22 protein-coding genes are annotated in these 21,857 nt (G+C 68.2%); 4 read left to right on the top strand and 18 right to left on the bottom strand.

Annotation, left to right across the window (positions count from 1 at the left end):
- Window positions 1-67: 67 nt before the first annotated feature.
- Together HRF36_RS03020 and HRF36_RS03015 are read right to left on the bottom strand one after the other, a co-directional pair.
- A complete protein-coding gene (locus HRF36_RS03020; protein ID WP_173205972.1) occupies window positions 68-1,063 on the bottom strand; it encodes a tetratricopeptide repeat protein in 996 nt (331 codons plus the stop codon).
- Window positions 1,060-2,862 (bottom strand): hypothetical protein, encoded by a 1,803-nt coding sequence (locus HRF36_RS03015; RefSeq protein WP_173205969.1) that lies wholly within the window; start codon window positions 2,860-2,862, stop codon window positions 1,060-1,062. The genes HRF36_RS03020 and HRF36_RS03015 overlap by 4 nt, the downstream gene beginning before the upstream one ends.
- 241 nt (window positions 2,863-3,103) lie before the next feature.
- Between HRF36_RS03015 and HRF36_RS03010 the strand changes: the two genes are divergently transcribed.
- Window positions 3,104-4,987, top strand: a complete 1,884-nt coding sequence (locus HRF36_RS03010) for a hypothetical protein (protein ID WP_173205966.1) — start codon at window positions 3,104-3,106, stop codon at window positions 4,985-4,987.
- Window positions 4,988-5,060: 73 nt separating this feature from the next.
- On the top strand, window positions 5,061-6,119 hold the full coding sequence (locus HRF36_RS03005) for an AI-2E family transporter (protein WP_173205963.1): 1,059 nt from the start codon (window positions 5,061-5,063) through the stop codon (window positions 6,117-6,119).
- 67 nt (window positions 6,120-6,186) lie between these two features.
- Here HRF36_RS03005 and HRF36_RS03000 read toward each other — a convergent pair whose 3' ends face one another.
- The 10 genes from HRF36_RS03000 to HRF36_RS02955 form a co-directional block, all read right to left on the bottom strand.
- On the bottom strand, window positions 6,187-6,942 hold the full coding sequence (locus HRF36_RS03000; RefSeq protein WP_173205960.1) for an alpha/beta fold hydrolase: 756 nt from the start codon (window positions 6,940-6,942) through the stop codon (window positions 6,187-6,189).
- The gene (locus HRF36_RS02995) at window positions 6,939-7,238 is read right to left on the bottom strand and encodes a hypothetical protein (protein ID WP_173205957.1); all 300 of its coding nucleotides are present in this window, start codon (window positions 7,236-7,238) and stop codon (window positions 6,939-6,941) included. The genes HRF36_RS03000 and HRF36_RS02995 overlap by 4 nt, the downstream gene beginning before the upstream one ends.
- 49 nt (window positions 7,239-7,287) lie before the next feature.
- Complete coding sequence (locus HRF36_RS02990; RefSeq protein ID WP_371739979.1) at window positions 7,288-7,971, bottom strand: lytic transglycosylase domain-containing protein; 684 nt, start codon at window positions 7,969-7,971, stop codon at window positions 7,288-7,290.
- A gap of 246 nt (window positions 7,972-8,217) precedes the next feature.
- Window positions 8,218-8,772 carry a DivIVA domain-containing protein gene (locus HRF36_RS02985; RefSeq protein WP_217270969.1) on the bottom strand — a complete coding sequence of 185 codons (555 nt, stop codon included), beginning with the start codon at window positions 8,770-8,772 and terminating at the stop codon, window positions 8,218-8,220.
- Between the two features lie 63 nt (window positions 8,773-8,835).
- Entirely contained in the window at window positions 8,836-9,834 is a 999-nt protein-coding gene (locus HRF36_RS02980; RefSeq protein WP_173205951.1) for a phosphatidate cytidylyltransferase, read from the bottom strand.
- Window positions 9,834-10,352 carry a ribosome recycling factor gene (frr, locus tag HRF36_RS02975; protein ID WP_217270968.1) on the bottom strand — a complete coding sequence of 173 codons (519 nt, stop codon included), beginning with the start codon at window positions 10,350-10,352 and terminating at the stop codon, window positions 9,834-9,836. Before frr ends, HRF36_RS02980 begins: the two co-directional genes overlap by 1 nt.
- Window positions 10,353-10,429: 77 nt before the next feature.
- Window positions 10,430-11,149, bottom strand: coding sequence for a UMP kinase (gene pyrH / locus HRF36_RS02970; RefSeq protein WP_173205948.1), 720 nt, complete (start codon window positions 11,147-11,149; stop codon window positions 10,430-10,432).
- A gap of 151 nt (window positions 11,150-11,300) precedes the next feature.
- Window positions 11,301-12,128, bottom strand: coding sequence for a translation elongation factor Ts (gene tsf, locus HRF36_RS02965; RefSeq protein ID WP_173205946.1), 828 nt, complete (start codon window positions 12,126-12,128; stop codon window positions 11,301-11,303).
- Window positions 12,129-12,171: 43 nt separating this feature from the next.
- The gene (rpsB, locus tag HRF36_RS02960) at window positions 12,172-13,119 is read right to left on the bottom strand and encodes a 30S ribosomal protein S2 (RefSeq protein WP_056046166.1); all 948 of its coding nucleotides are present in this window, start codon (window positions 13,117-13,119) and stop codon (window positions 12,172-12,174) included.
- Between the two features lie 429 nt (window positions 13,120-13,548).
- Window positions 13,549-14,997 (bottom strand): sugar porter family MFS transporter, encoded by a 1,449-nt coding sequence (locus HRF36_RS02955; protein ID WP_173205943.1) that lies wholly within the window; start codon window positions 14,995-14,997, stop codon window positions 13,549-13,551.
- A 133-nt stretch (window positions 14,998-15,130) separates the two neighbouring features.
- Here HRF36_RS02955 and HRF36_RS02950 point away from each other — a divergent pair, with 133 nt between their 5' ends.
- Window positions 15,131-15,676: a murein hydrolase activator EnvC gene (locus tag HRF36_RS02950; protein WP_173205942.1), complete on the top strand. Its 546-nt coding sequence runs from the start codon at window positions 15,131-15,133 to the stop codon at window positions 15,674-15,676.
- Between the two features lie 113 nt (window positions 15,677-15,789).
- Here HRF36_RS02950 and HRF36_RS02945 read toward each other — a convergent pair whose 3' ends face one another.
- Both HRF36_RS02945 and HRF36_RS02940 read right to left on the bottom strand, forming a co-directional pair.
- Window positions 15,790-16,746 carry a tyrosine recombinase XerC gene (locus tag HRF36_RS02945; protein WP_173205940.1) on the bottom strand — a complete coding sequence of 319 codons (957 nt, stop codon included), beginning with the start codon at window positions 16,744-16,746 and terminating at the stop codon, window positions 15,790-15,792.
- Between the two features lie 9 nt (window positions 16,747-16,755).
- A complete protein-coding gene (locus HRF36_RS02940) occupies window positions 16,756-17,229 on the bottom strand; it encodes a DNA-processing protein DprA (RefSeq protein WP_173205938.1) in 474 nt (157 codons plus the stop codon).
- A gap of 36 nt (window positions 17,230-17,265) precedes the next feature.
- Here HRF36_RS02940 and HRF36_RS02935 point away from each other — a divergent pair, with 36 nt between their 5' ends.
- On the top strand, window positions 17,266-17,883 hold the full coding sequence (locus tag HRF36_RS02935) for a hypothetical protein (RefSeq protein ID WP_173205936.1): 618 nt from the start codon (window positions 17,266-17,268) through the stop codon (window positions 17,881-17,883).
- Window positions 17,884-17,897: 14 nt separating this feature from the next.
- On the opposite strand, the gene HRF36_RS02930 is transcribed toward HRF36_RS02935, so the two are convergent.
- Genes HRF36_RS02930 through HRF36_RS02915 form a run of 4 tightly spaced genes read right to left on the bottom strand, consistent with a single transcriptional unit; the run spans window position 17,898 to window position 21,650 of the window.
- Window positions 17,898-18,221, bottom strand: coding sequence for a hypothetical protein (locus HRF36_RS02930; RefSeq protein WP_173205934.1), 324 nt, complete (start codon window positions 18,219-18,221; stop codon window positions 17,898-17,900).
- A 5-nt stretch (window positions 18,222-18,226) separates the two neighbouring features.
- Window positions 18,227-19,003 carry a hypothetical protein gene (locus HRF36_RS02925; RefSeq protein ID WP_173205932.1) on the bottom strand — a complete coding sequence of 259 codons (777 nt, stop codon included), beginning with the start codon at window positions 19,001-19,003 and terminating at the stop codon, window positions 18,227-18,229.
- Window positions 18,996-19,676, bottom strand: a complete 681-nt coding sequence (locus HRF36_RS02920; protein WP_173205930.1) for a hypothetical protein — start codon at window positions 19,674-19,676, stop codon at window positions 18,996-18,998. Before HRF36_RS02920 ends, HRF36_RS02925 begins: the two co-directional genes overlap by 8 nt.
- Entirely contained in the window at window positions 19,677-21,650 is a 1,974-nt protein-coding gene (locus HRF36_RS02915; protein WP_173205927.1) for a hypothetical protein, read from the bottom strand. It abuts the gene before it with no gap.
- Window positions 21,651-21,857 lie beyond the last annotated feature (207 nt).

Below are 21,857 nucleotides of genomic sequence, written 5' to 3'. Positions count from 1 at the left end.
CCGACGACGAGACCCCCGCGACCCGTCAGGGCCGCGGGGGTCTCGTCGTACCCGCAGGAGGCGCGGCTCAGTACAGCAGCATCGCCAGACGACGACGGGCGGTCGCCACCCGCGGGTCGTCCACGCCGACGATCTCGAAGTACTCGAGGAGGCGGGCCCGGGCCACGTCACGGCCCGGGGGGTCGAGCGACGGGAAGACGGTCAGCACGCGGTCGAAGGCGTCCTCGATGTGCCCGCCGCTGAGGTCGAGGTCGGCCACGTCGAGCTGGGCGTCGAGGTCGGTGGGGGCGGCCGCGGCCGCCGCACGGACGTCGGCCAGCGACGCGCCCTGGAGGCGCTCGAGCAACGACACCTGGGCGAGTCCCGCCACGGCGAGCTGGTCGCGCGGGTCCTGGGCGATGGCCGTCTTGTACGCCGTGATCGCCGCGGCGTAGTCACCCCGGTCGATCGCGTCGTAGGCGTCCTGGTGGTGCGGCGGAAGCGGCTCGGGCTCGACCTCGTCGGCCTCGTCGACGGGAGCGCCGTCGACCACGGCCGTGCCGGTCACGCCGTTCTGCGCGGCGAGCTCGAGCACCTGCTCGAAGACGTCGCGCACCTGGGCCTCGGGTAGGGCACCCACGAAGAGCTGGACGGGACGGCCACCGATCACCGCGGCCACCGCGGGGATCGACTGGGCCTGGAAGGCCTGCGTCAGCTGCGGGTTGGCGTCGACGTCGACCTTGACGAGCAGCAGACGGCCGGCGTACTCTCCGACCAACTTGTCGAGGACCGGCGACAGCTGCTTGCACGGGCCACACCACTCCGCCCAGAGGTCGACGATCACCGGAACGGTGTTGCTGATCTCGAGGACCTGCGTGAAGGTCTCGTCGGTCGCGTCGAGCACGAGACCCGGCACCGCGACCTGACCGGCAGCGGGGGCCGGGGCGCCCCCCGCGCCTCCTGCGGTCGCGCCCTCGGCGGGCGGCCCGCCGGACGGACCGGCCGGCGCGGGTGGTCGGTTGACGAGCGACGAGAGGTCGACGGCGCCGCGGAGACCGGCGGGGACGGGAGGAAGGTTGGTCATGGCAGCTCCTTGGCAGAGGTGAGGGCCTGGCTGAAACCGAGCAGGACGATGGGGTCGTCGCTGCCGACGGGCGGCACGGAGAACAAGAGCTCGACGCCGTAGGTCGCCTCGATGCCCTTCGACGACTCGTCGAGGCCCAACAGGGTCTTGACGGTGCCCTCGGGGTTGACCTTGGCGCCCGTGGCCGTCGGCTTGACGGTCTCGATCTCATTCAACGCGACCGAGACGATGGCACCGGCGTCGTTGGTCGCGAACGCGACCGGGGTCTCGTCGCTGGCCTGCGACGTGTAGTCGATCGACGCCGTGGTCGGCAGGGCCGCACGCTTGGCGTCCTTGTAGGTCTTGCCGATCTTCTCGCGCAGGGAGTCGCCGTCGGCCTGGAACTGCGCGGCGTACTGGCTCTCGTCGCCGTTGCGCAGGATGTCGCCGTAAGCCTCGGCCAGCTGGTCGGGCTGCAGCTTGAGCAGCTTGACGTCGGGAGAGAGCCGCGCAGCGCCGATCGACGCGGGTGCCACCGTCAACGGGGTCTGCGTCTGCAGGCTGACCGCGTACTCGACCTTGTAGGGGTCCCGCGCGGACTCTTGTTCGAGGGTGAGAGCGACGGGGGCGACGCTCGTGTCGGCGTCCTGCACGACGACGAAGGCGGACCGTGGCCACGAGTCGGCCTGTTGCGGCAGCGTGAGCGTGACGGTGCCGGTCGGGATGGCCAGGGGGGCCGCGGCCGCGGCGTCCTTGGAACGGATCGTGTAGTTCGCCTGACGCTGTTCGAGGGCCGGACCCGTGAAGCGGGTGGCGGCGAGGTCGGCGTTCAGCGAAGCGTCGGCCTCGGTGGCCGTCGCCGAGATGCGCTCGACGATGCGTTTCGCCTGGGCCACGCTGATCACGGGCGGCTGCAGGGCGTTGCCTTGGTCGCCCGCCCCCGTCCCGTCGGTCGAGGTGGGTGTCGGGGTCGGGGTCGACGAGTCCGACCCCGTCGAGGGCGCCTGCTGGGGCCAGTAGTCCGCGGTGCACGCCGACAGAGCGAGCGACGAGACCAGCACGAGCGGCGCCACGGCGACGAGACGACGGATGCCGCGGGCACGACCCCGGACGGGTGATGCGTTCTCGGTGCCCCCGGCGTCGAGCGCCTTGACCGCTTTGCGGCCGGCCCGACGCGACAGTCGGGGTCGCTTGCCGTCGCCCGAGCGCCGACGCGGGCCCCGCGTGCGACGGTGGTGCAGGATCGCCCAGACGTAGAGCCCGATGCCGATCAGCAGGACCACGAGCCCGCCGACGATCAGCGGACCGGCCAGGGGCGTCGCGGTCGAGAGCGGCCAGGTGATGCGGAGGTCGGACGGGGCCGGCTGGGTGCCGTCCGAGACGATGACGAGCGAGACGTCGTCGGGTGCGTCGAGCGAGAAGGTCAGCTGGCTGCCGGCGAACTGGTCGAACCAGAGGTCGGAGTCGGTCGGGTCGGGCACCTCGGTGGTGTCACCGGCCACCGTCCGGCTGACGAGCTCGCCGCTGGACTGGTCGTACTCGACCTCGTTGTAGCTCGCGTCGCCCACCCAGCCGAGCACGTCGGACGTGCGGCCGTAGGCGGCGAACGCGGTGTCGCCGCCCGACACCGACACCGTCTGACGCCCGTCGTGGCCGTGCAGCGCCGAGGCGGGGACGACGGTGACGGTCGCGTCCGAGTCGGTGGTGTCGACCTGGGACGACACGCTCGGCGGGGGTGCGAAGACGGTGCGTTGGGCGAAGCCCAACGCCACCATCACCGCCGCCAGGACGACGACGACGACTGCGACGATGAAACGCACGTTTCTCTCCCTCCGAGCCACCATCCCGGTCGGGGCGCCAGGAACCGCCGTGGTCGACGACGGGCCTCGCACGAGCCTGGCCAGGAGGCCGGGCGCGGCAGCAGAATTTAAGACGGCTCAGCGTATCCGACGAGGCTGAGAGGCACCTAACCCGTGGGTCGGCGTCCGTCGAGGAGCTCCCACTAACATCGTGACGCGGACCGCGCTCCCCTGGTCCGATCCCTGCACCGAAGGAGACATCGTGGCCGCTGACGAAGCCGATTTCGGCATTGAACTCCGGGGCTACCGCAAGGACGAGGTCGACCGCGTACTCGGTGACCTGCGGCGTGAGCTCATCAAGGCCAACGCCGACCGCGCCGACCGAGCGAGCGAAGTCGCGTTCCTGCAACAGCGTGTCGACGAGATCCGCGCCGAACTCGAAGAGGCGGGCACCCCCACCTACTCGGGTCTCGGCAGCAAGCTCGAGCAGACCCTCCGTCTGGCCGAGCAGCAGTCCACCCTGTTGATCAGCCAGGCCGACATCGACGCCGAGGCCCTGCGCTCCTCGTCCACAGCCGAGGCGAAGCGCCTGCTCGACGACGCCACCGAACGGGCCACGGCCGTGCTGGACGACGCCAGAGGCCGGGCCGCGGCCCAGGTCGCCGAGTCCACCGCCGACGCCGACCGCCTGGTCGCGCGCGCCAAGGCCGAGGCGCGTGGCCTGCTGCAAGAGGCACAGCGCGACGCCATCTCGATCCGCGGCTCGGCGGCCACCGAGGCAGCCCAGAACGTCTCGACGGCGCGACGCGAAGCGGCGGCGCTCCGGGCCGAGGTCGAGCACGAGGTCGCCGAGCAGCGAGCCGCCGTGGCCCGCGACCTCGCCGAGGCCCGCGACGAGGCCGACACCCTGGCGGCCGACACACGCGAGGCCCGCGCCGTCTTCGAGAGCGACTCCGAACGTCAGCGTGCCGACCTCGACCGCGAAGGCGTCACGATCCGCGCCGAACTCGCCAGGCTCGACGAGACCACCCGTGCCGACCTCGACGCCGAAGTCGGTGCACGTCGCGCCGAACTCGAGCGAGAGATCACGACCGCGCGCGCCGAGCTGGCCGATGACGTCGCGGATCAGCGCGCCCAGCTGGAGCGTGACGTCGCCGCTGCCCGCGCCGACCTGGCCCACGAGGTCGCCGAGACCAGGGCCCTCCTCGCCCGCGACGTCGACGCCACCCGTGCCGACCTCACCGACGAGGTCGAGTCCACCCGCGTCGAGCTCGAGCGCGAGATCGCCACCGGACGTGATCGCCTCGCGGCCGATATCGCTGTGGCTCGTGCCGAGCTCGAGAAAGAGGCGACCGACGCCCGCACCGAACTCGAGCGCGAGACGCGACGGCGCCGTGACGAACTCGACCTGGCCGAGACGACCTCCCGGGAACGCATCGAGCGCGTCACCCTCGAGACGGACGAACGCCTGACCCGCGAGAGCGACGCGCAGGCCGACCGTCTCGCACGCGAGGACGCCGACCGGCGGGCCGAACTCGCGACCGAACTCGAGCAGGCACGAGCAGAACTCGCCGCCGAGATGGCAGAGGCCCGTGCCGCCCTGGCGGACGAGACCGAGGCCCAGCGCGCTCGGCTGGCTGCCGACGACGTCCGCGTCCGGGCAGGCCTCGAGGCCGACCGCGAGCGAGCCACCGCCGACCTGCGTCGTGACGTCGACCAGGGGCGGGCCGACCTCGAGGTCGAGCTGCTGGCCCGACGCGACGAGGCCGAGACCGAGCTCACGCAGCGACACCAGCAGGCCGTCGCCGAGACCCAAGAACTGCTCGACGCGGCGGCCGGGCAGCTCGCCGAGGCCACCCGACGCGCCACCGAGGTGCGGCGCGAGGCCGACGAGCTCGAGCGCAGTGCGAACGAGTACGCACGGACGACCCGGGCCGAGGCCGACGGTACGGCCCACGACGTGTTGACCAATGCCGACGAACGTGCGCGGTCGATCCTGGCGGACGCCCAGCAGCGAGCCGACGACCTCGTCGGCGACGCGGAAGAGCGCCTCGCCGAGATCACGCGCGAACGCGATGCCGTCGCCGACTACTTCGAGAACCTGCGTGGCATGATCGGACAAGTCGGCGGCGGTACGCCAGAGTAGGGCGACAGGCCGTGTCGGGCAGTCGGCGCCGCCCTGGCCTCGACCGGCCCGCGCCGTCGACAGGAGCCCGCCCGTGAAGATCCACAACCCGTTCCGCATCGGTCTGCTCGCGGGCCTGGGTGTCCTCGTCGCCCTCGTGATCGGCGGCGCCGTCGGCCAGCTCTCGACGATCCTGACCTACGTGGGCGCGGCCCTGTTCATCTCGTTGGGCCTCGACCCGATCGTCTCGTGGCTCGAGAAGCGCCGGGTGCCCCGCGGCATCGCCATCGTGATCGTCCTCGTGGCGGTGGTCGGTGCCTTCGTGGGCGTCGTCTTCGCGATCGTGCCCGTCATCGTGCAGCAGACCACGAGCCTGATCCAGGCGTTGACCTCGTACCTGCAGAGCGTCACCACCCAGCAGTTCGTCGACAACCTGCAAGAACTCGTCCCGCAGAACGTCTTCGACGTGCAGGACTCGCTGGACTCCATCGTCGACTTCCTGACCAACCCCGACAACGTCGTCACGATCGGCGGCGGGGTCCTCGCCGTGGGCGTGGCGATCGGCAACGGACTGTTCGGGACGGTCGTGGTGGTCATCCTGACGATCTACTTCACCTCGTCGATCAACAGCGTCAAGCGTGCCCTGTACCAGCTCGTCCCGGCCTCGAAACGGGCGCAGTTCGTCGACATCTCCGAGCAGATCAGCCAGTCGGTGGGTCGTTACGTCATCGGCCAGTTCACGCTCGCGGCGCTCAACGGCATCCTCAGCTTCGTGTTCCTCAGCATCATCGGCGCCCAACAGCCGGCCGTCTTCGCCTTCATCGCGTTCCTCGGCTCGATCATCCCCCTCGTCGGCACCATCAGCGGCTCGGCGGTCATCGTGCTGGCGCAGATCGCGCTGCTGCCCCAGTCGCCGGCCACCTGGATCACCGCCGCCATCTACTACCTCGTCTACATGCAGGTCGAGGCCTACCTCCTGAGCCCGCGCATCATGCGTCGCGCTGTGCGCGTCCCGGGCGTGATCGTCGTCATCGCCGCCCTCGTCGGCGGCACGCTGCTGGGCGTACTCGGTGCCCTCATCGCGATCCCGGTCGCCGCGTCGGTCCTGCTGATCATCCGTGAGGTCTACGTGCCTCGCCAGAACCAGCTCTGAGGGCGGCCGCCTCCGCCGTCGTCGGGGCACCGTCGACGGGCGATGCCGCCCCGGGTGCCCGAGGCCCTCAGGAGGCGCGGGGCGGCCAGGTGGACGGCAAGGGCAGCGCACCGGGAGCGACCCGGCTGACGATCTCGGTCAGCACGCGGCTGGTCTGCTTCTCTCCGACCCAGAGGTGCTTGCCCCCCTCGACATCGACGATCTCGGCCTCGGGCACGAGAGCGAATCGACGACGGGCCTCGTCGGGCCGCAGGTAGTCGTCGAACTCGGGGACGACGGCCACGACGGGCAATCCGGCCCCGTGCCACGCCCCGAGCTCGGCGTCCGACGTGCGATGCAGCGGCGGGGACAGCAGGACGACGCCCGCGATCTCGACGTCGAGGCCGTGCTTGAGGGCGACCTCGGTGCCAAAGGACCAGCCCACCAGCCACGGCAGCGGCAGTCCCCGGTCGCGCACGAACGCCACGGCGGCGGCGAGATCGGCCGCTTCGGTCACTCCGTCGCCGAACTCGCCCTCGGACCGCCCGCGCGGGGACGACACCCCGCGGAAGTTGAACCGGAGCACGGCCAGGTCGGCCAGCGCCGGCAGACGGGCCGCAGCCTTGCGGATGACGTGCGAGTCCATGAACCCACCGGCTGTGGGCAAGGGGTGCAGGGCGACGATGGTCCCGACGGGTTCGCGATCGGCGGGAAGGCTCAGCTCGCCCACCAAGGTGAGACCGTCACCGGTGTGCAGCTCGACGTCCTCACGGCGCGCGGGCAGGAGGACTCCCCCGCGGATGTCGACGGAGTCGGTGTCGGTGTCGGTGTCGGGAGTCGTCACGAGATCCTCCAGCAGTGGGTGTGCCAGTGTCGGCGGGCCGCCAGGTCGTCTTCGGCCCCGAAGAGCCCGTCGGCCCGCCACGCCACGACGTGGGGAGTCGCCGGGACGATGCCCAGCGAACAGCCGGGGCAGACGTACTCCTTGACGGCGGACGAGGCCGACACCGACTGCACGTTGAACGAACGCCCGTGCTTGGTCTCGACCGTCAGGCCGCCGAAAGACGCCCGGGTGATGTCGTACGCCTCATCGGCCTCACGCCGGTCGCGCGAGCGACGGGAGCGGTTGCTTCGGGGCATGACGACCAGCGTAGCAACGGCCCTGCGAGGACGAGGGCCGTGCGACGGTTCAGTACCAGTTGCTGGCGACGGAATGGGCCCAGGCACCGCAAGGATTGCCGTACCGACCACCGATGTAGTTGAGGCCCCACGTGATCTGCGTGGCGGGGTTGGTCTGCCAGTCGGCGCCGACGGAACCCATCTTGCTGCCGGGCAGGGCCTGGGGGATGCCGTAGGCACCGCTGGAACGGTTGGACGCGTAGACGTTCCAACCCGACTCTTTCTGCCACAGCGAGACGAGGCAGTCGTACTGGTCGGAACCCCACCCGCGGGCCGCGACGAGTTCGGCCGCAACGGCCTTGGCGCTGCCGGGGTCGGGAGTACCGGCCACCGGGGCGGCCGAGGACTTCTTGGCGGAACCGGAGGACGCACCCGGCGTGGCCGCTGGTTTCTCGGTCTCGGCCACCACGACGGGCGGAGGCGGCGGCGGGACGTATTCGGTGACGCCGTACGCGTCACGATCGGCGACCGTCACCGCCGCACCAGCGACGGTGAGGGTCTGGCCAGGGGCCGTCAGCACCGACGCGGCGCCCGGGACGGTCGTCGCCGCCTCGGCACCGGCCAGCGGGTTGACGAGCGAGGCCGACACGAAGGCGAACGATGCACAGAATCCGATGAGGGGCAGCACGACCCGGCGAGGGACGCCCGCGCCGCGAACGGACGTGCCGGTGGTGTCACCAGAAGCGGTGGACACCAGCGAACCGGCGGCGGCTCGACGAGCGACGGTCTGCGAGGCCGGGACGCGAACGCGTCGACGGCTCGAGGGTCGTTCGACGGCGGCCGGATGCTCTTGTCGAGAGGGACCGGGGATCGGATTCGCTGCGTGCCTGCCCATGAGTCCATCCAGGGTAACCGATGGGGCGCCGGAGGACCAGGGACGGCGGCCTGCTGCGTGTCGGAGGGGCGATCTCGTCGCCGGTGACGGAACCCTCGGCGACGATCAGCGCACGGCGAGCATGACGTCGACCACGGTGTCGAGCAGGAGGTCGACCTGGCTCTCACGGTAGCCCCCACGCTTCGACCGGAAGACCGAGGCCCGCACGTCGTCGATGCTGAGTGGCCGTCCGTCGGTGAAGTAGCCGTGCAGGCGGCGGGTCAGACGGTCGACGTCTCGCGGGTGGTAGCCCGTCGTCAGGATGCCGACTCGGTCGAACCGATGCCCCTGCGGTCGCTCGAGCCGGGCGACGATGTCTTCGGCCCCGGAACGCGCTGACGAGAACCACGTGGACTCCGCCCCGGACGAGACGGCGCGTTCACGCTCGCGGCTGGCGAAGGCGTCCTCGAGTCGTTCCAGCGCGGCGTCGACGTGCGCCGTCGAGTAGCCGTTCTTCGTCAGGCCGAAGGCCGTCCGGCGGATGCGCGCCGAATCGATGCCGCGGCTCGCGTCGCCGGCGTAGGCCTTGCGTGCCTCGGCCAGGAACGCGTCGACCTCGTCGACGACATAGCCCCGCTTGCCTTTGGGAACGGTCGGAAATGTGCTGCTCACGGCGACCATCATGCCGCATCGCCACATGACCACCCGCTGGACGCGCGGCTCGTCGGCCTCGGCCGGTCGTGCCTAGGCGAAGAGCAGGTACATCCCGAAGGCCGCCGCCGCGGAGGGCAGGGTGCTGTCGAGGCGGTCGAGGAACCCGCCGTGACCCGGCAGCCAGGTGCTGATGTCCTTGATGCCGAGATCGCGCTTGATGAGCGACTCGGAGAGGTCACCGATGGTGGCGGTGACGATGATCACGCCTCCGAACACCAGGCCGAACCACCACGGCTCGTCGAGCAGGAACACCGAGAGCAACACGGCCGCGATCAAGCTGGCGGCCACCGAGCCGGCGAAACCTTCCCAGGTCTTCTTCGGGCTGATGCGCGGGGCCATCGGGTGCTTGCCGAAGTTCAGACCCGTCGCGTAGGCACCGGTGTCGACGGCGATCACGACGATGAGCGCCGACAGCGTCCACCACTGCCCGTCGGGGCGGGCGGCCAGGAGGACCATGAAGCTGCCGAGGAACGAGCAGTAGATCTGGACGAAGGCACCGGCCCCCAGATCGCGACCGAGCGAGGAGGCGCCGCTCCGGTGCGAGGGACGCGCCAACTCGACGAGGCGCCACAGCGACACCACGACGATGCCGCCGACGAGGGCCGCCCATTGTCCGCCCGCCCCACCGTAGAAAGCGGCAGGGACGACCGCCAGCCCCGCCAGGACGCTCGGCAGCCGAGGGACGTCGCGGCCGGCGAACCGCAGAGCACTCGCGAGCTCGAAGCACAGCGAACCGATCAGGGCCGCGGCCACGATCATGAAGAACGCCTTGACGAAGATCAGGCTGAGCAGGACTGCAGCACCGAGCAACACCCCGACGGCGATGGCCGCCGGCAGATTGCGACCGGTCCGTGCCGTCAATTTCTCGTTGCGGGAGTCGAGGCGCGCCTTGCCGGCCCGCAGCTGGTTCTCGATGTCGTGCCTCGCCGCCTGCGCACGAGCGTCGAAGTCGGCCCGGCGACTGCCGAGGGTGCTCTTCTGCGCCGGAGACGAGTCGTCGGGGCCGGCGTCGTCGGGTCGCTGTCTCATCAGACCTCGAGCAGCTCCGCTTCTTTCTTCTTCAGCGCGTCGTCGATCGAGTCGATGTACCCCTTGGTGATCGACTCGAGCTCTTTCTCGGCACGAGCGACCTCGTCGTCACCGACCTCGGTCTTCTGCGCGTCGAGCGCCTCTTTCGACTTGCGACGGACGTTGCGCACCTGCACCTTGGCGTCCTCGCCCTTGCTTCGCACGATCTTGACGAACTCCTTGCGACGCTCCTGCGTCAGTTCGGGGATCGTGACGCGGACGATGGTGCCGTCGTTCGTCGGGTTGGCACCGAGGTTCGGGAAGGTCGCGATGGCCTTCTCGATCTCTTTGAGGGCCGTCTTGTCGTAGGGCGTGACGATCATGGTGCGGGCCTCGGGCACCTGCAACGATGCGAGCTGCGCCAGCGGCGTCGGTGTGCCGTAGTAGTCGACCGGGATCTTCTGGAACAGAGCCGGGTTGATGCGGCCGGTTCTCACCGTGCCGAAATCGTTCTTGGCGGCGTCGAGCGCCTTGTCCATCTTCTCGCGCGTCTCGGTGAGTACGTCGTTGATCGCCACTGGTGCTCCTTGTTCGGTTCGCGGTCGAGTTTAGTCGTCTAGTTGCTGACGATGGTTCCGATGCGTTCGCCTCGGATGGCGCGGGCGATGTTGCCCTCACCTTCCATGCCGAACACGTGCATGGGCATGCCGTTGTCCATGCAGAGGCTGAACGCGGTCGAGTCCACGACCTTGAGCCCCTGCATCAGCGCTTCTTGGTACGTGAGCCGGTCGAGCTTGACCGCCGACGGGTCGTGGCGCGGGTCGGCCGAGTAGACCCCGTCGACGCCGTTCTTGGCCACGAGGACCTCGGTCGCGCCGATCTCGAGGGCTCGCTGGGCCGAGACGGTGTCGGTCGAGAAGTAGGGCAACCCGGCCCCGGCACCGAAGATGACGACGCGCCCCTTCTCGAGGTGTCGCTCGGCACGACGAGGGATGTAGGGCTCGGCGACCTGCGTCATGGCGATGGCCGACTGGACACGTGTCGCGGCGCCGGCCTGCTCGAGGAAGTCCTGGAGCGCGAGGGCGTTCATGACGGTGCCCAGCATGCCCATGTAGTCGGCGCGTCCGCGGTCCATGCCACGCTGGCTGAGCTCGGCCCCCCGGAAGAAGTTGCCGCCGCCCACCACGATGGCGATCTCGACGTCGGTCGCCGCGTCGGCGATCTCGCGGGCGATGGCACCGACCACGTCGGGGTTGACGCCGAGCTGACCGCCGCCGAAGGCCTCGCCCGAGAGCTTCAACAGGACGCGTCGGCGTCCGGTGGTTTGCGATGTCATGCGAGTCTCCGTCTCGTCGTGGCCGTAGCCAGGTTAGCGAGTTCGGGCTGGGCGCCGTCCGTCGCCGATGTCGCACCCGGCGTCGTCGCCTCGGCCGGGCATGGGAACGGGGCCCGAGACACGTTCGTCTCGGACCCCGTCACGGTGCTGCTTAGGCGCCGACCTTGATGCGGGCGAAGCCCGTGATCGACAGCCCGGCCTCGTCGACGACCTTCGCGACCGACAACTTGTTGTCTTTCGCGTAGGCCTGGTCGAGCAGGGCGATCTCTTTGAAGAAGCCGGTGAGGCGACCCTCGATGATCTTGGGCAGGGCCGCTTCGGGCTTGCCCTCGTTCTTCGCGGTCTCTTCGACGATCGCACGCTCTTTGTCGACCTGCTCGGAGGGCACGTCGTCGCGCGACAGGTACGTCGGCGCGGCGAAGGCGATGTGCTGCGCGATCGACCGAGCGGTCTCGGCGTCGTCACCGGTGTAGCCCACTACCACGCCGACCTGCGGGGGCAGGTCTTTGGAGGTCTTGTGCAGGTAGATGGCGAACTGCTCGCCCTCGATGCGGCTGACGGTGCGCAGTTCGACCTTCTCGCCCATGAGCGCGGCCTCGTCGTTGACGAAGGCCTCGACGGTCTGGCCGCCGATCGCGGAGGCGTTGCCCTCGGCGGCGCTGGAGGCGCCGGCCGCGTGCACGGCCTCGAGGACCTGGTCGGCCAGGGCGACGAACTTCTCGTTCTTGGCGACGAAGTCGGTCTCGCTGGCGAGCTCGATCAGCGTGGCGTAGCCCGAGCCGGGCTTCGCGGCGACGAGACCCGCAGTGGTCTGACGGCCCTCGCGCTTGGCGACGCCCTTCAGTCCCTTGACGCGCAGGATCTCGACGGCCTTCTCGATGTCGCCGTCGGCTTCTTCGAGGGCGTTCTTGCTGTCGACCATGCCCGCGCCGAGGCGGTCACGGAGGATCTTGACGTCAGCGATGGTGTAGTTGGCCATGTGTCTGACTTCCTTTCGTGGAGTCGGAAGGGTGAAGAGAGGACTACTTCGAGTCGGCGTCGGCCGGCTCGGCGGCGGTGGCCTCGGTCGCCTCGGCGACGGGCTCGACGACCGGCTCGCCCAGGGGCTTGGCGGCGACCTGAGCGTCGGCGTCGTTCTCCTCGACGGGGGCCTCTGCGACGGGAGCCTCGGCAGCAGGTGCCTCGGCCGCGGCGTCGGCAGCCTTGGCCTCGCCCTGCGCCAGCAGCTCGGCCTCCCATTCGGCCATGGGCTCGACGGGCTGGTCGGCGTCCTCGGGCTTCTGGTGACGCTGGACGAGGCCCTCGGCCGCGGCGTCGGCCACGATGCGGGTCAGCAGGCCCACGGAACGGATGGCGTCGTCGTTGCCCGGGATCGGGAAGTTGATCTCGTCGGGGTCGCAGTTCGTGTCGAGGATGCCGATGACCGGGATGCCGAGCTTCTTGGCCTCGTCGATGGCGAGGTGCTCTTTCTTGGTGTCGACGACCCAGAGCGCGGACGGCGTCTTGGTCAGGTTGCGGATTCCGCCGAGCGTCTTGTGGAGCTTGTCGAGCTCACGCTTCTTGATCAGCAGTTCTTTCTTGGTGAAGCCCTGCGTGGTGTCGTCGAAGTCGATGTCCTCGAGCTCTTTCATGCGGGCGAGGCGCTTCGAGACCGTCTGGAAGTTGGTCAGGAGCCCACCGAGCCAGCGCTGGTTGACGAAGGGCTGGCCGACGCGGTTGGCCTGCTCGGCGATGGAGCCCTGAGCCTGCTTCTTGGTACCGACGAAGAGAATGGTGCCGCCGTGGGCGACCGTCTCCTTGACGAAGTCGTAGGCCTTGTCGATGTAGCCGAGCGACTGCTGCAGGTCGATGATGTGGATGCCCGAGCGCTCGGCGAGGATGAAGCGCTTCACTTTCGGGTTCCAGCGACGGGTCTGGTGTCCGAAGTGGACGCCGCTGTCGAGCAGCTGGCGGATGGTGACGACGGCCATGGTCGTTCTCCTTGATTCTGGGCGCACCCGCGGGGGCGCCTGCTTGTCGGTTGTCGGGCGACCGGTCGGTCGCCACTGCCTGGTGCCCGGGCACACGTCCGCCGAGCACACCGTGAGGCGAGTTCGGACCGAGTGGACGTGGAGGCCGGATGCGGCGCGAGACGAGCGGGTCGCCTCGACGTCGGTGCGTCCGAAGACGCACAGGGCACGCGAAGTCAGCCTGCCGAGCAGACTGCATCGCTCATGTTAGCACCACCGACGGTCACCAGGAGGCGGTGGTCGTCGCCCGGGTACGGGGACCACCGCGCACCCGCGCGCCGACGACGAGCGGCACCGACCGAGGCCGTCCGCAAGGCTCACCGGACGTCCTCCGAGAACGAGACCGTCCCGCCCAGGATCTGGACGGGACGGTCGTCGGGCGTGCCGAGGTCAGGCCTTCGCGGTCCGCCCCGTGTCGGCCTGGCCGGCCGACGTACCCATCTCTTCGAGCGAGCGCCCCTTCGTCTCGGGGATCTTCGCCAGGACGAAGAAGAACGAGACGAGCGCGAAGAACGCGAAGATTCCGTAGGACAGCGTGAGACTGAGTGCCGCCAGGGTCGGGAACGAGACCGTCACGACGAAGTTGGCGATCCAGTTCGCCATGCTGCCCACCCCGAGTGCCGTGGCACGAATGCTGTTCGGGAACATCTCGCCGAGCAGCACCCACATGAGCGGGCCCCACGTCGCACCGAAGGACACGACGAAGAGGTTGGCCGCGACCAGGGCCACCGGGCCCCAGGCGCCGGGCAGCGACGGGTCGCCGCTCGCCGAAGTGGTGGCCTGGCTGAAGGCCAGGGCGGTCACGGCGAGGCTCAGGAACATGCCGATCGAGCCGGTCAACAGCATGGGTCGGCGACCGACCTTGTCGACCAGGCCGATCGCGATGAACGTCACGGCGACGTTGACCACGGCGGTGATGGTCGAGATGAGGAACGAGTCCTCTTCTTGGAAGCCGACGGCCTGCCAGAGGGTGGTCGAGTAGTAGAAGATCACGTTGATGCCGACGAACTGCTGCAGCACGGCGAGGATGATGCCGACCCAGACGATGGGCTGCAGACCGAAGCGGGTGCCACGGATGGACGACTTCTTCTCGAGCTCGGCCTCGGTGCGGATCGAGTCCGTGATCTCTTTCAGGCTCGTCTCGACCGTCTCGGCCGGGACGATGGACTGGAGCACCTTCTTGGCCTCGTCCTCGCGCCCGTCACCGGCGAGGTACCGCGGCGACTCGGGCAGACGCCAGGCCAGGATGCCGTAGACGACCGACGGGACGATGCCGACGAGGAACATCCAGCGCCAGGCGGCGAGACCGAAGAGCGAGGGCTCGGAGGCACCGCCCGCCGTGACCGCGAAGAGCTGGTCCGACAGCAGGGCGGCGAAGATGCCGAGCGTGATGGCGAGCTGCTGGAACGACGCCAAGCGGCCGCGGATGGCCTTGGGCGAGACCTCGCTGATGTAGGCGGGGGCGATGACCGATGCGATGCCGATGCCGAGCCCGCCGATGACGCGCCAGAGCACGAGGTCCCAGACGGCGAAGGCCGCGGCGGCTCCGATCGAGCTGATGAGGAAGAGCGCGGCACCGATCAGCATGACCTTGATGCGGCCCATCTTGTCGGCGAGGCGACCGGCGACGTAGGCACCGATGGCACAACCGATCAGGGCGGAGGCGACCGCGAAGCCCGAGGCGAACTCGGTGAGGCCGAACTCGTCGGTGATCGACTGGACGGCGCCGTTGATGACGGATGAGTCGAAACCGAACAGGAACCCGCCGATGGCCGCCGCCACGGCGAGCGCGGTCACCCGCCTGTTCAAACTCTTCGTCGTTGCAGTGGTGTTCGACACCTGTACTCCTTCACGGCTCGAGGAGCAGGGCTCGTGGCCACGACTCCCCCACAAACGGTGTGCACGGGGTGTTCGTGCACGGGTGAACCTTACGCCTCGCCGAGAAAGCTTGCGCAACCGGCAATGTGCCGGTATGCGTCACCTCTCTCAGCTGTCGTCACGACGCCTCGCCATGGTCTCGGCAGCCATCCTGGTCGCCGTCCTCGCGGGGTCGCTCCCGACCCGGCCGGCGGTCGCGAGCTCTGGAGCGTCCCCCGCTGGAGGCGCGGTGTGGGCCTGGCCCGTCGCCTCGCCGCATCCCGTGGTCAGGCCCTTCGTCGGGCCGCCGAATCCGTGGTCGCCGGGGCACCGGGGCATCGACGTCGGGACCGTCCCGGGCTCCGTCGTCACCGCCCCGGACGACGGCGTCGTGCACTTCGCCGGGGTCGTGGTCGACCGGCCCGTGCTGTCGATACGCCATGCCGACGGGGTGCTGAGCAGCGTCGAGCCCGTCGTGGCCGAGGTCGCGAGAGGCGACGCGGTCACCCGAGGCCAGACGGTCGGTGTCCTCGACGAGGGGCACTGCGCCGATCGGCCGTGCCTGCACCTGGGGGCCCGCGTCGACGGCGAGTACGTCTCGCCCCTGCTGTTTTTGGGCGAGATCGAGCCTTCGGTGCTGCTGCCCACGCGGCCCCGGTGAGCACCGGACCGGACACGACAGACGTAGCGCGGCAGGCCCCGTGACTCGGCCGACCCGTCGTCGGCACGAGGCGTCGTCGGGGCCCTCGGCTCCCTCAGATACCCTCGCCGCCGTCAGGCGCGCGGGTGGGCCGAGCGGTAGCTGTCCCGCAGCCGGTCGGTCGAGACGTGCGTGTAGATCTGCGTGGTGCCGAGGCTCGCGTGACCGAGCAGCTCTTGGACGGCCCGGAGATCGGCACCGCCGTCGAGCAGGTGCGTGGCGGCGGTGTGCCTCAGGGCGTGTGGCCCCGCCGGTCCCCCTCCCGGGAGATCGGCCAGCAGACCGGCGACGAGCCGGTAGACCGCTCTCGTGCCGAGCCGCCCTCCCGTCGCCCCCACGAAGAAGGCGGCATCCGTGACCGGGGTGGCGAGCGTCGGGCGGGCGAGCTCGAGGTAGCGCCCCAGCGCCTCGGCCGCCGGCACCCCGAACGGCACGACGCGCTGCTTCGCCCCCTTGCCGGTCACCCGCACCGTCAGACGATCGAGGTCGACGTCGCCGAGGTCGGCTCCGACGAGCTCGGAGACGCGCAAACCTGCTCCGTAGAGCAGTTCGACGACGGCGAGGTCCCGCCGCGCTCCGGGGTCACCCGTGTCCGCTCGCACGGCGAGGGAGGCCAGCAGTCCGTCGACCTGCTCACGCGTGAGGACGCGGGGCAGGCGACTCTCGGGCTTCGGCGCGCGCAGCCGCGCACCGACGTCGATGGGCATCCGGTCGGTCTCGTCGAGCCATCGGGTGAACGCCCGGACGCTCGCCGACCGCCTCGCGAGGGTGGCCCGGGCGAGCCCGGCCTGCGTGCCCTGCCAGAGCCAGTCGCGCAGCAGGTCGAGGTCGAGGTCGCCCACCTCGCCCGGTCGACCCAGCCGGTGTTCGGCGAAGGCCACGAGCGAGTCGAGGTCGGCTCCGTACGACCGCACCGTGTGGTCGCTGAGACCGCGGCCGTCGTGAAGGTGGTCGGCGAACCGTTCGACCTCGCCCAGGAGGCGCGTCACGGCCAGACCCGCCCCTCGCGTCTCGGCCCCCGGCTCGTGCATGTCGCCAGGCTAGCCATCGCGACGCCCCCTCACCCGCCGCCACCCCGACCCGTGACGGCGGGCCGCACCCGAGAGGTCGAGCTCGGCGAGTACGTCGCGGACCGTCTCGAGCGACAGTCCGCTCGCGACGGCCAGTTCGTCGGTCTCGCGGGTGGCCGTCGTGCTGAGCGCGTCGAGCACCCTCGTCGTCTCGGGATCGAGCCGACGCCCGTGGTAGGACGCGGCGACGAGGTCGGTGGGGACGCCGGCGAGCTCGAGCACGTCCTGGGCGTTCGTCACGCACTCGGCCAGCCCGGATCGGATCAGGGCGTGACAGCCGCTCGACGATGACGAGGTGACCGGGCCCGGCACCGCGCCCACGGGGCGCCCGAGTGATTGCGCGTGGGCGGCCGTGTTCAAGGACCCCGAGTGTCCGCCGGCCTCGACCACGACCGTCGCCGCGGTGAGGGCCGCGATGAGCCGGTTGCGTTGCAGTAAATGCAAGTCCTATGCGTGTGTCAAGCCTCGTAGTCTTTCGACGTGACTACTAACTCCTTCGAGTCTGATTTTGAGGCGCTGTCTGAGGCCCAGGAACGCATGTACGCCCACATCGGCAGGTATCTCAGTCGGGCGGCGCAACTAGATTCGATGGTGAGCAATCTCGTCGCCGTTTTTGTGAATCCTCTTGACCCTGACAAAGTCCGTCCGTTGCTTGAGAAGCCAGGGGCTGAGGAGAAGCTTCGCCTCCTCAGCAAGGTTCTTCCCGATGAGATAAGCGACGGCCACGTCCTCATCAAGCAACTCAGAAACATCAACGAGAGCCGGAATCGCCTCGCTCATTCTGCGGTGGACTCTTTTAATGACTACTTTGCTGGCTCCTCCGACGTCGGAGGAAAAGTAGAGCTGAACCGCTATGGGCGAGATCCTCTTGAGTTTGACCTCTCGAAGCTACCCAAGCTGGAACTAGATCAACAAGTCGTCATCCACGTCATGTACGCCGTCTTAATGGGACACGTCGAAAGCCGGATGAACAGCGCCCCGATGACCACCGTCGCAGACATGATCGCCCTAGAAGGGCGTCGTAAGGAGTCTCTTTTCTTTATCCCCGAGACCCTGCACTACGCCCAGGCGATGTTCGCCGCAGATAAGTCCAAGTAGCTCCTGCGGACACTTCACTCAGGGAACTCTCGATGCCTTCCCGATGCAGGTCCCAGCTTCTCCCGTAGCTCGGCGTTTTGCTGGTGCAGAGACTCGTTGTCCTCACGAAGCTTTGAGAGGGTGCCGTTCGTTTGGGTGCGAATGGTGTCGATCTTGTCGGACTGCTTGCCCAGTTGGTAGAACGTTCCGGCTGCGACGCTGGCGAGGCCGAGGACGGTCACGATCAAGCTCGTGAATGTTGCGGTGGCGTCAGGCCTGTGGATGGCGAGCACAACGGCTCCGATGAGGCCCACGGCTGCGAGAGCAGAGAAGCAAATGAAGGCGGCGGTCTTATTCATGATTCCTATTTCTTCTCGTAGGCAACGTCTGTGCCGTCGATGAGGCGATGGAGTGAGGCCCACTCCTGGGGGCTAAGACCCTTGGCCTGTTCCGGCGAGTCACCGAACACCTGGTACGGGTCTCGGAGTCGGCGGGCGTGCGCGTCATCGTTCGGGTAGATCGTGCGGGCGGGGTCACCCACAGGCAGGTCCCAACGGACGGCCACAAGCTTCTGGGTTTCGGTGTTTCGGTACAGGCGGTAGCGGTTGTCACGGGTGACGACGGCTCGAACCGTGTCGGTGATGAAGCGCTGCGCTTCGGGGGTGATCATTTCGTTGTCATCTTTCTGTTCTGGGGAGACGTAGGGGACGGGTGCTGGCGAGGCCGGGGTGGTGCCAACCGAGGCGCGGATATCTGCCCGAACCCACTCCAAGCGCCATTCGAAGTGCCAGGGCTCACCCTTGACTGTGGCGCGGAAGCCGTAGGCCCCGGCTCGGGCGTAGAAGGCCTTGGAGACGAGGGTCAGAATGAAACCGACCTGCGAGCCCACATCGACTGCACGTCCGGAGAGGTGGTAGGCGAATGGACTGTCCGGAGACCAGGCAGGGTTAAACCCCGGCCGGTTCCGGTTGTCGAATAGGTACTTTTGGCGGGCGTACGTGCGGGTGCCCTCAGTAGCGACAACCCACACACCACACGCGGCGGCGACAGCGGCCACGAGAAGACGCCAGTAGATCGCTGCGTCCGCATTCATCGTCTGGACATTGCCGATGGAGGCCTGAACACCGGCAGTGTTAGCCATGGTGGATCGGCCTCACAAACTCGACCAGGATGGTTGCCGAGAAGCCGAGGTCTTGTGATCCCGTGTGGATTGTCGCGAGGTCGAGATAGTCGGTTGTCCCATTCATCTCGGTTGTCCACTGCGCGAACATGTGTGCGGCGGGGCCGGTTCCGAGGATGGACTGCTGACCAGCCTTGACGTATGCACCGTTTTTGCGGCAGCGCATTGCCCGATATCCGGTTGCATTCGCATTCCACTGTGACCATGAAGTGACGCGGTAGACCCCCTCATAGTTGGGTGTGATGCGACTCGGGTTGGTGGACGGGGCTCGCCAGTTTTCAAAGTCTTCAAGCTCCGTCATGGGGAGTGCCGGAGTGCCGGTGGTCGCGCCGATGAAGTACTCCGTGTTCGCGGCGAGGGTCGCGGCGGGCACGTCTGCGTTGAATGTCGGCTGGTGGTCGATTGGGTAGTACCCGGCGGTCTTCACGCCCTTGGGTGCGGTCGTCGCGTTCCAGGTTGGGTAGTACCTCTCGGCCCATTCCTTATCTGTCCTGTAGACGGTGCGGGGTCGGACGGGCAGGGCGTCACGCTCGGCGACGGAGCCTACCTCTACGAGCACTTGGCTCATTAGGTAGCTGTTTACGTCGTCGGCGGTGAGTACGGCACCGTTCGCGAATTGCTTGTAGCCGGGCATTTATGTGTTCCTTACTAAGTCGAGGGTGATCAACCATCGGGACGGTGTGATGTCGTGGCTGACGGAGATGATTTGGGAGGGCTGAGTGGTGCCCTGGAAGGTGACCGTGATGGGGCTGTACACGTCGATGGACCCCGCTAGGGCCGGGTCTTCCGAGGCGTTCCACTGGATGCTCGAAAGAGTCAGAACCGGGCTAGACGATGCGGCCAGCACCTCGGATGCGCGACGAGCGACAGCACCCGTAAAGCCGTCCCAGCCATAAATCGACACCTTGAGCGAGTCACTGCGGGTACCCCACGTGGCGATGCTGGTCGGGTCGGTGAATCCGGAATCGGTGTCTACCCCGACCGTTTCGCCCTGGTCATTGACGCCCGTGACTCGGTTGGTCAGGGTGAGGTCATTGACCATGTTTCGAGTGTCGAAACTGGTGTCCAGGCCGACATACTCGTTCGGTGTTGTGCGAGACCCGTCGAAGTAGGCGGCGGTGGTAGACCCTTCCTCGACGAGAAGGGCCGTGCCATCGAAGGTGTCGCCGACCTTGGCAATGACGTTCCACCAGAAATAGACAGTCAGCTTGCCCGTTGAGGGTGCCGTGAACGTGAGGCTGCGGCGCTCCCATGCCCCCACCTGGTGCGTCGTCAAAGCGCTGACTACCTCGGCTCCCCCACCCGTGAAACGGGCTCGGACGTGTGACGCGCCCGCCCTTGATGAGCGGCCAAACATGGAGACGGTGTACGTCTTTCCAGCCACAACGTCAGCCACCGACGAGACACCAGGTCCGACGAGAAGCGCGGTCGCGTCTTTCGTCTGCGTCAGGCGAACAAACGTTGACGGGAAGTCGAGACCGGAGTCAGGCAGGTAGCTGTAGGTAAGCGTTCCGTTGGTGCCAGCCCACCCCGTCCAGAGCGCCACGGCATTTGGCAGGGTCGCGAGGTTACGTCGAGAGACACCGCCAACGGTCTCCGTGGATTCCGAGCGGTTCGCGGTGCCAGCCCAGGCGTAGGTGGCCCGGGCAGAGGTAGCAGTAGGGCGCACGTCACAGAATGAGGCGACCGCTGATCCTGTCAGCGGCCCGGCAGCGAACTGGGTTACGCCCCCAGCGTTGACCCACCAACGGCCACCGGCAACGGATGCACACGCCACGTCAAAGTGCTCTGCGAGAGAGGACTCGAAAGCGACCGAGGCGAGCATGTGCGACCCTGCGGTCACCATCTCTTCCAGGACGAACTCTCCTAGCCCGACCCGTTCGATGTACCCGCCGCGACCCGTGGAGGCGTCGAAGCGGTCTGCTAGTTCTATGCCGACAGTTGCGGACGTGCCGGTGGCGATGAATTCGTAAGCGGGCAACTTGTACCCAACGGACGCGCCGAGGGAGAGGCGCTGGGATACCCCAGAGCCGATACCGACAGCAGTCAGCCGGTAGACGTTTGCGGCCAATCCGGCAGAGTCTCCGCCAAACCCGTCTAGTTGCAGAAGGGCCGTGGCTCGGAGACGGTACATCTTGCCGGGGGTTAGACCGGTCACCGTGCGGACAAGCCCTAGAGCGCCCTCTGCAGGGTCAAGGTATGTCGTGAGCGCGGACGAATCCGACCACGTGCCCGTGTAATAGGCCTGACGGTAGACAACCTGTTTCAGGGTCGTGCCCACGTACGTCTGACTGGCGAAGACCGAGTTAGCCCGGAACTGCTCACGAGGAGCAGCACCTCCCAGGTTTGTCCATCCCGCTTCGGTCTCGGCAGCCGTCCCACCGGGAGGCAGTTGATACAGCACACGGGCAGGGGCAATTGCAGGGGTGGTGATGGGTGCCCGGCTGGACAGGGCTAGACGATTGATGCGCTGTTCGAAGGTCTCGTGATCGTTGGGGGCGATGGCTCCGTAACGCTTTGTGTTCGCATGGGCGGTCACCGAATCGACCGCGGTCAAAGTGATGTAGCGGTCAAAGTTGCCGGTGACCTTATTGCGCTGGTGCGCCATGTTTACGTCGAGAATTCGGCCCGTGAAAATGGCTGCTCCTGTGGCCCTTGAACGCACACGAATGGCTGTGTTCGGGCGTACGGCGGCGTCCGTCCGAGGGTCACCTACATTGAGCAGCGTCATCGTCAGAGTGCCAACGTCGATGGACGTGCTTACACCTTGACGTTTCCCACCGCGACGAATGGACACGTCTAGGGCTGAGCCCAA

The sequence above is a fragment of the Frigoribacterium sp. VKM Ac-2836 genome (assembly GCF_013248995.1).
Taxonomy (GTDB): Bacteria; Actinomycetota; Actinomycetes; order Actinomycetales; family Microbacteriaceae; genus Frigoribacterium.
Note: the sequence above shows the minus strand (reverse complement) of the source record. Positions and strands in the feature narration are given on the sequence as shown.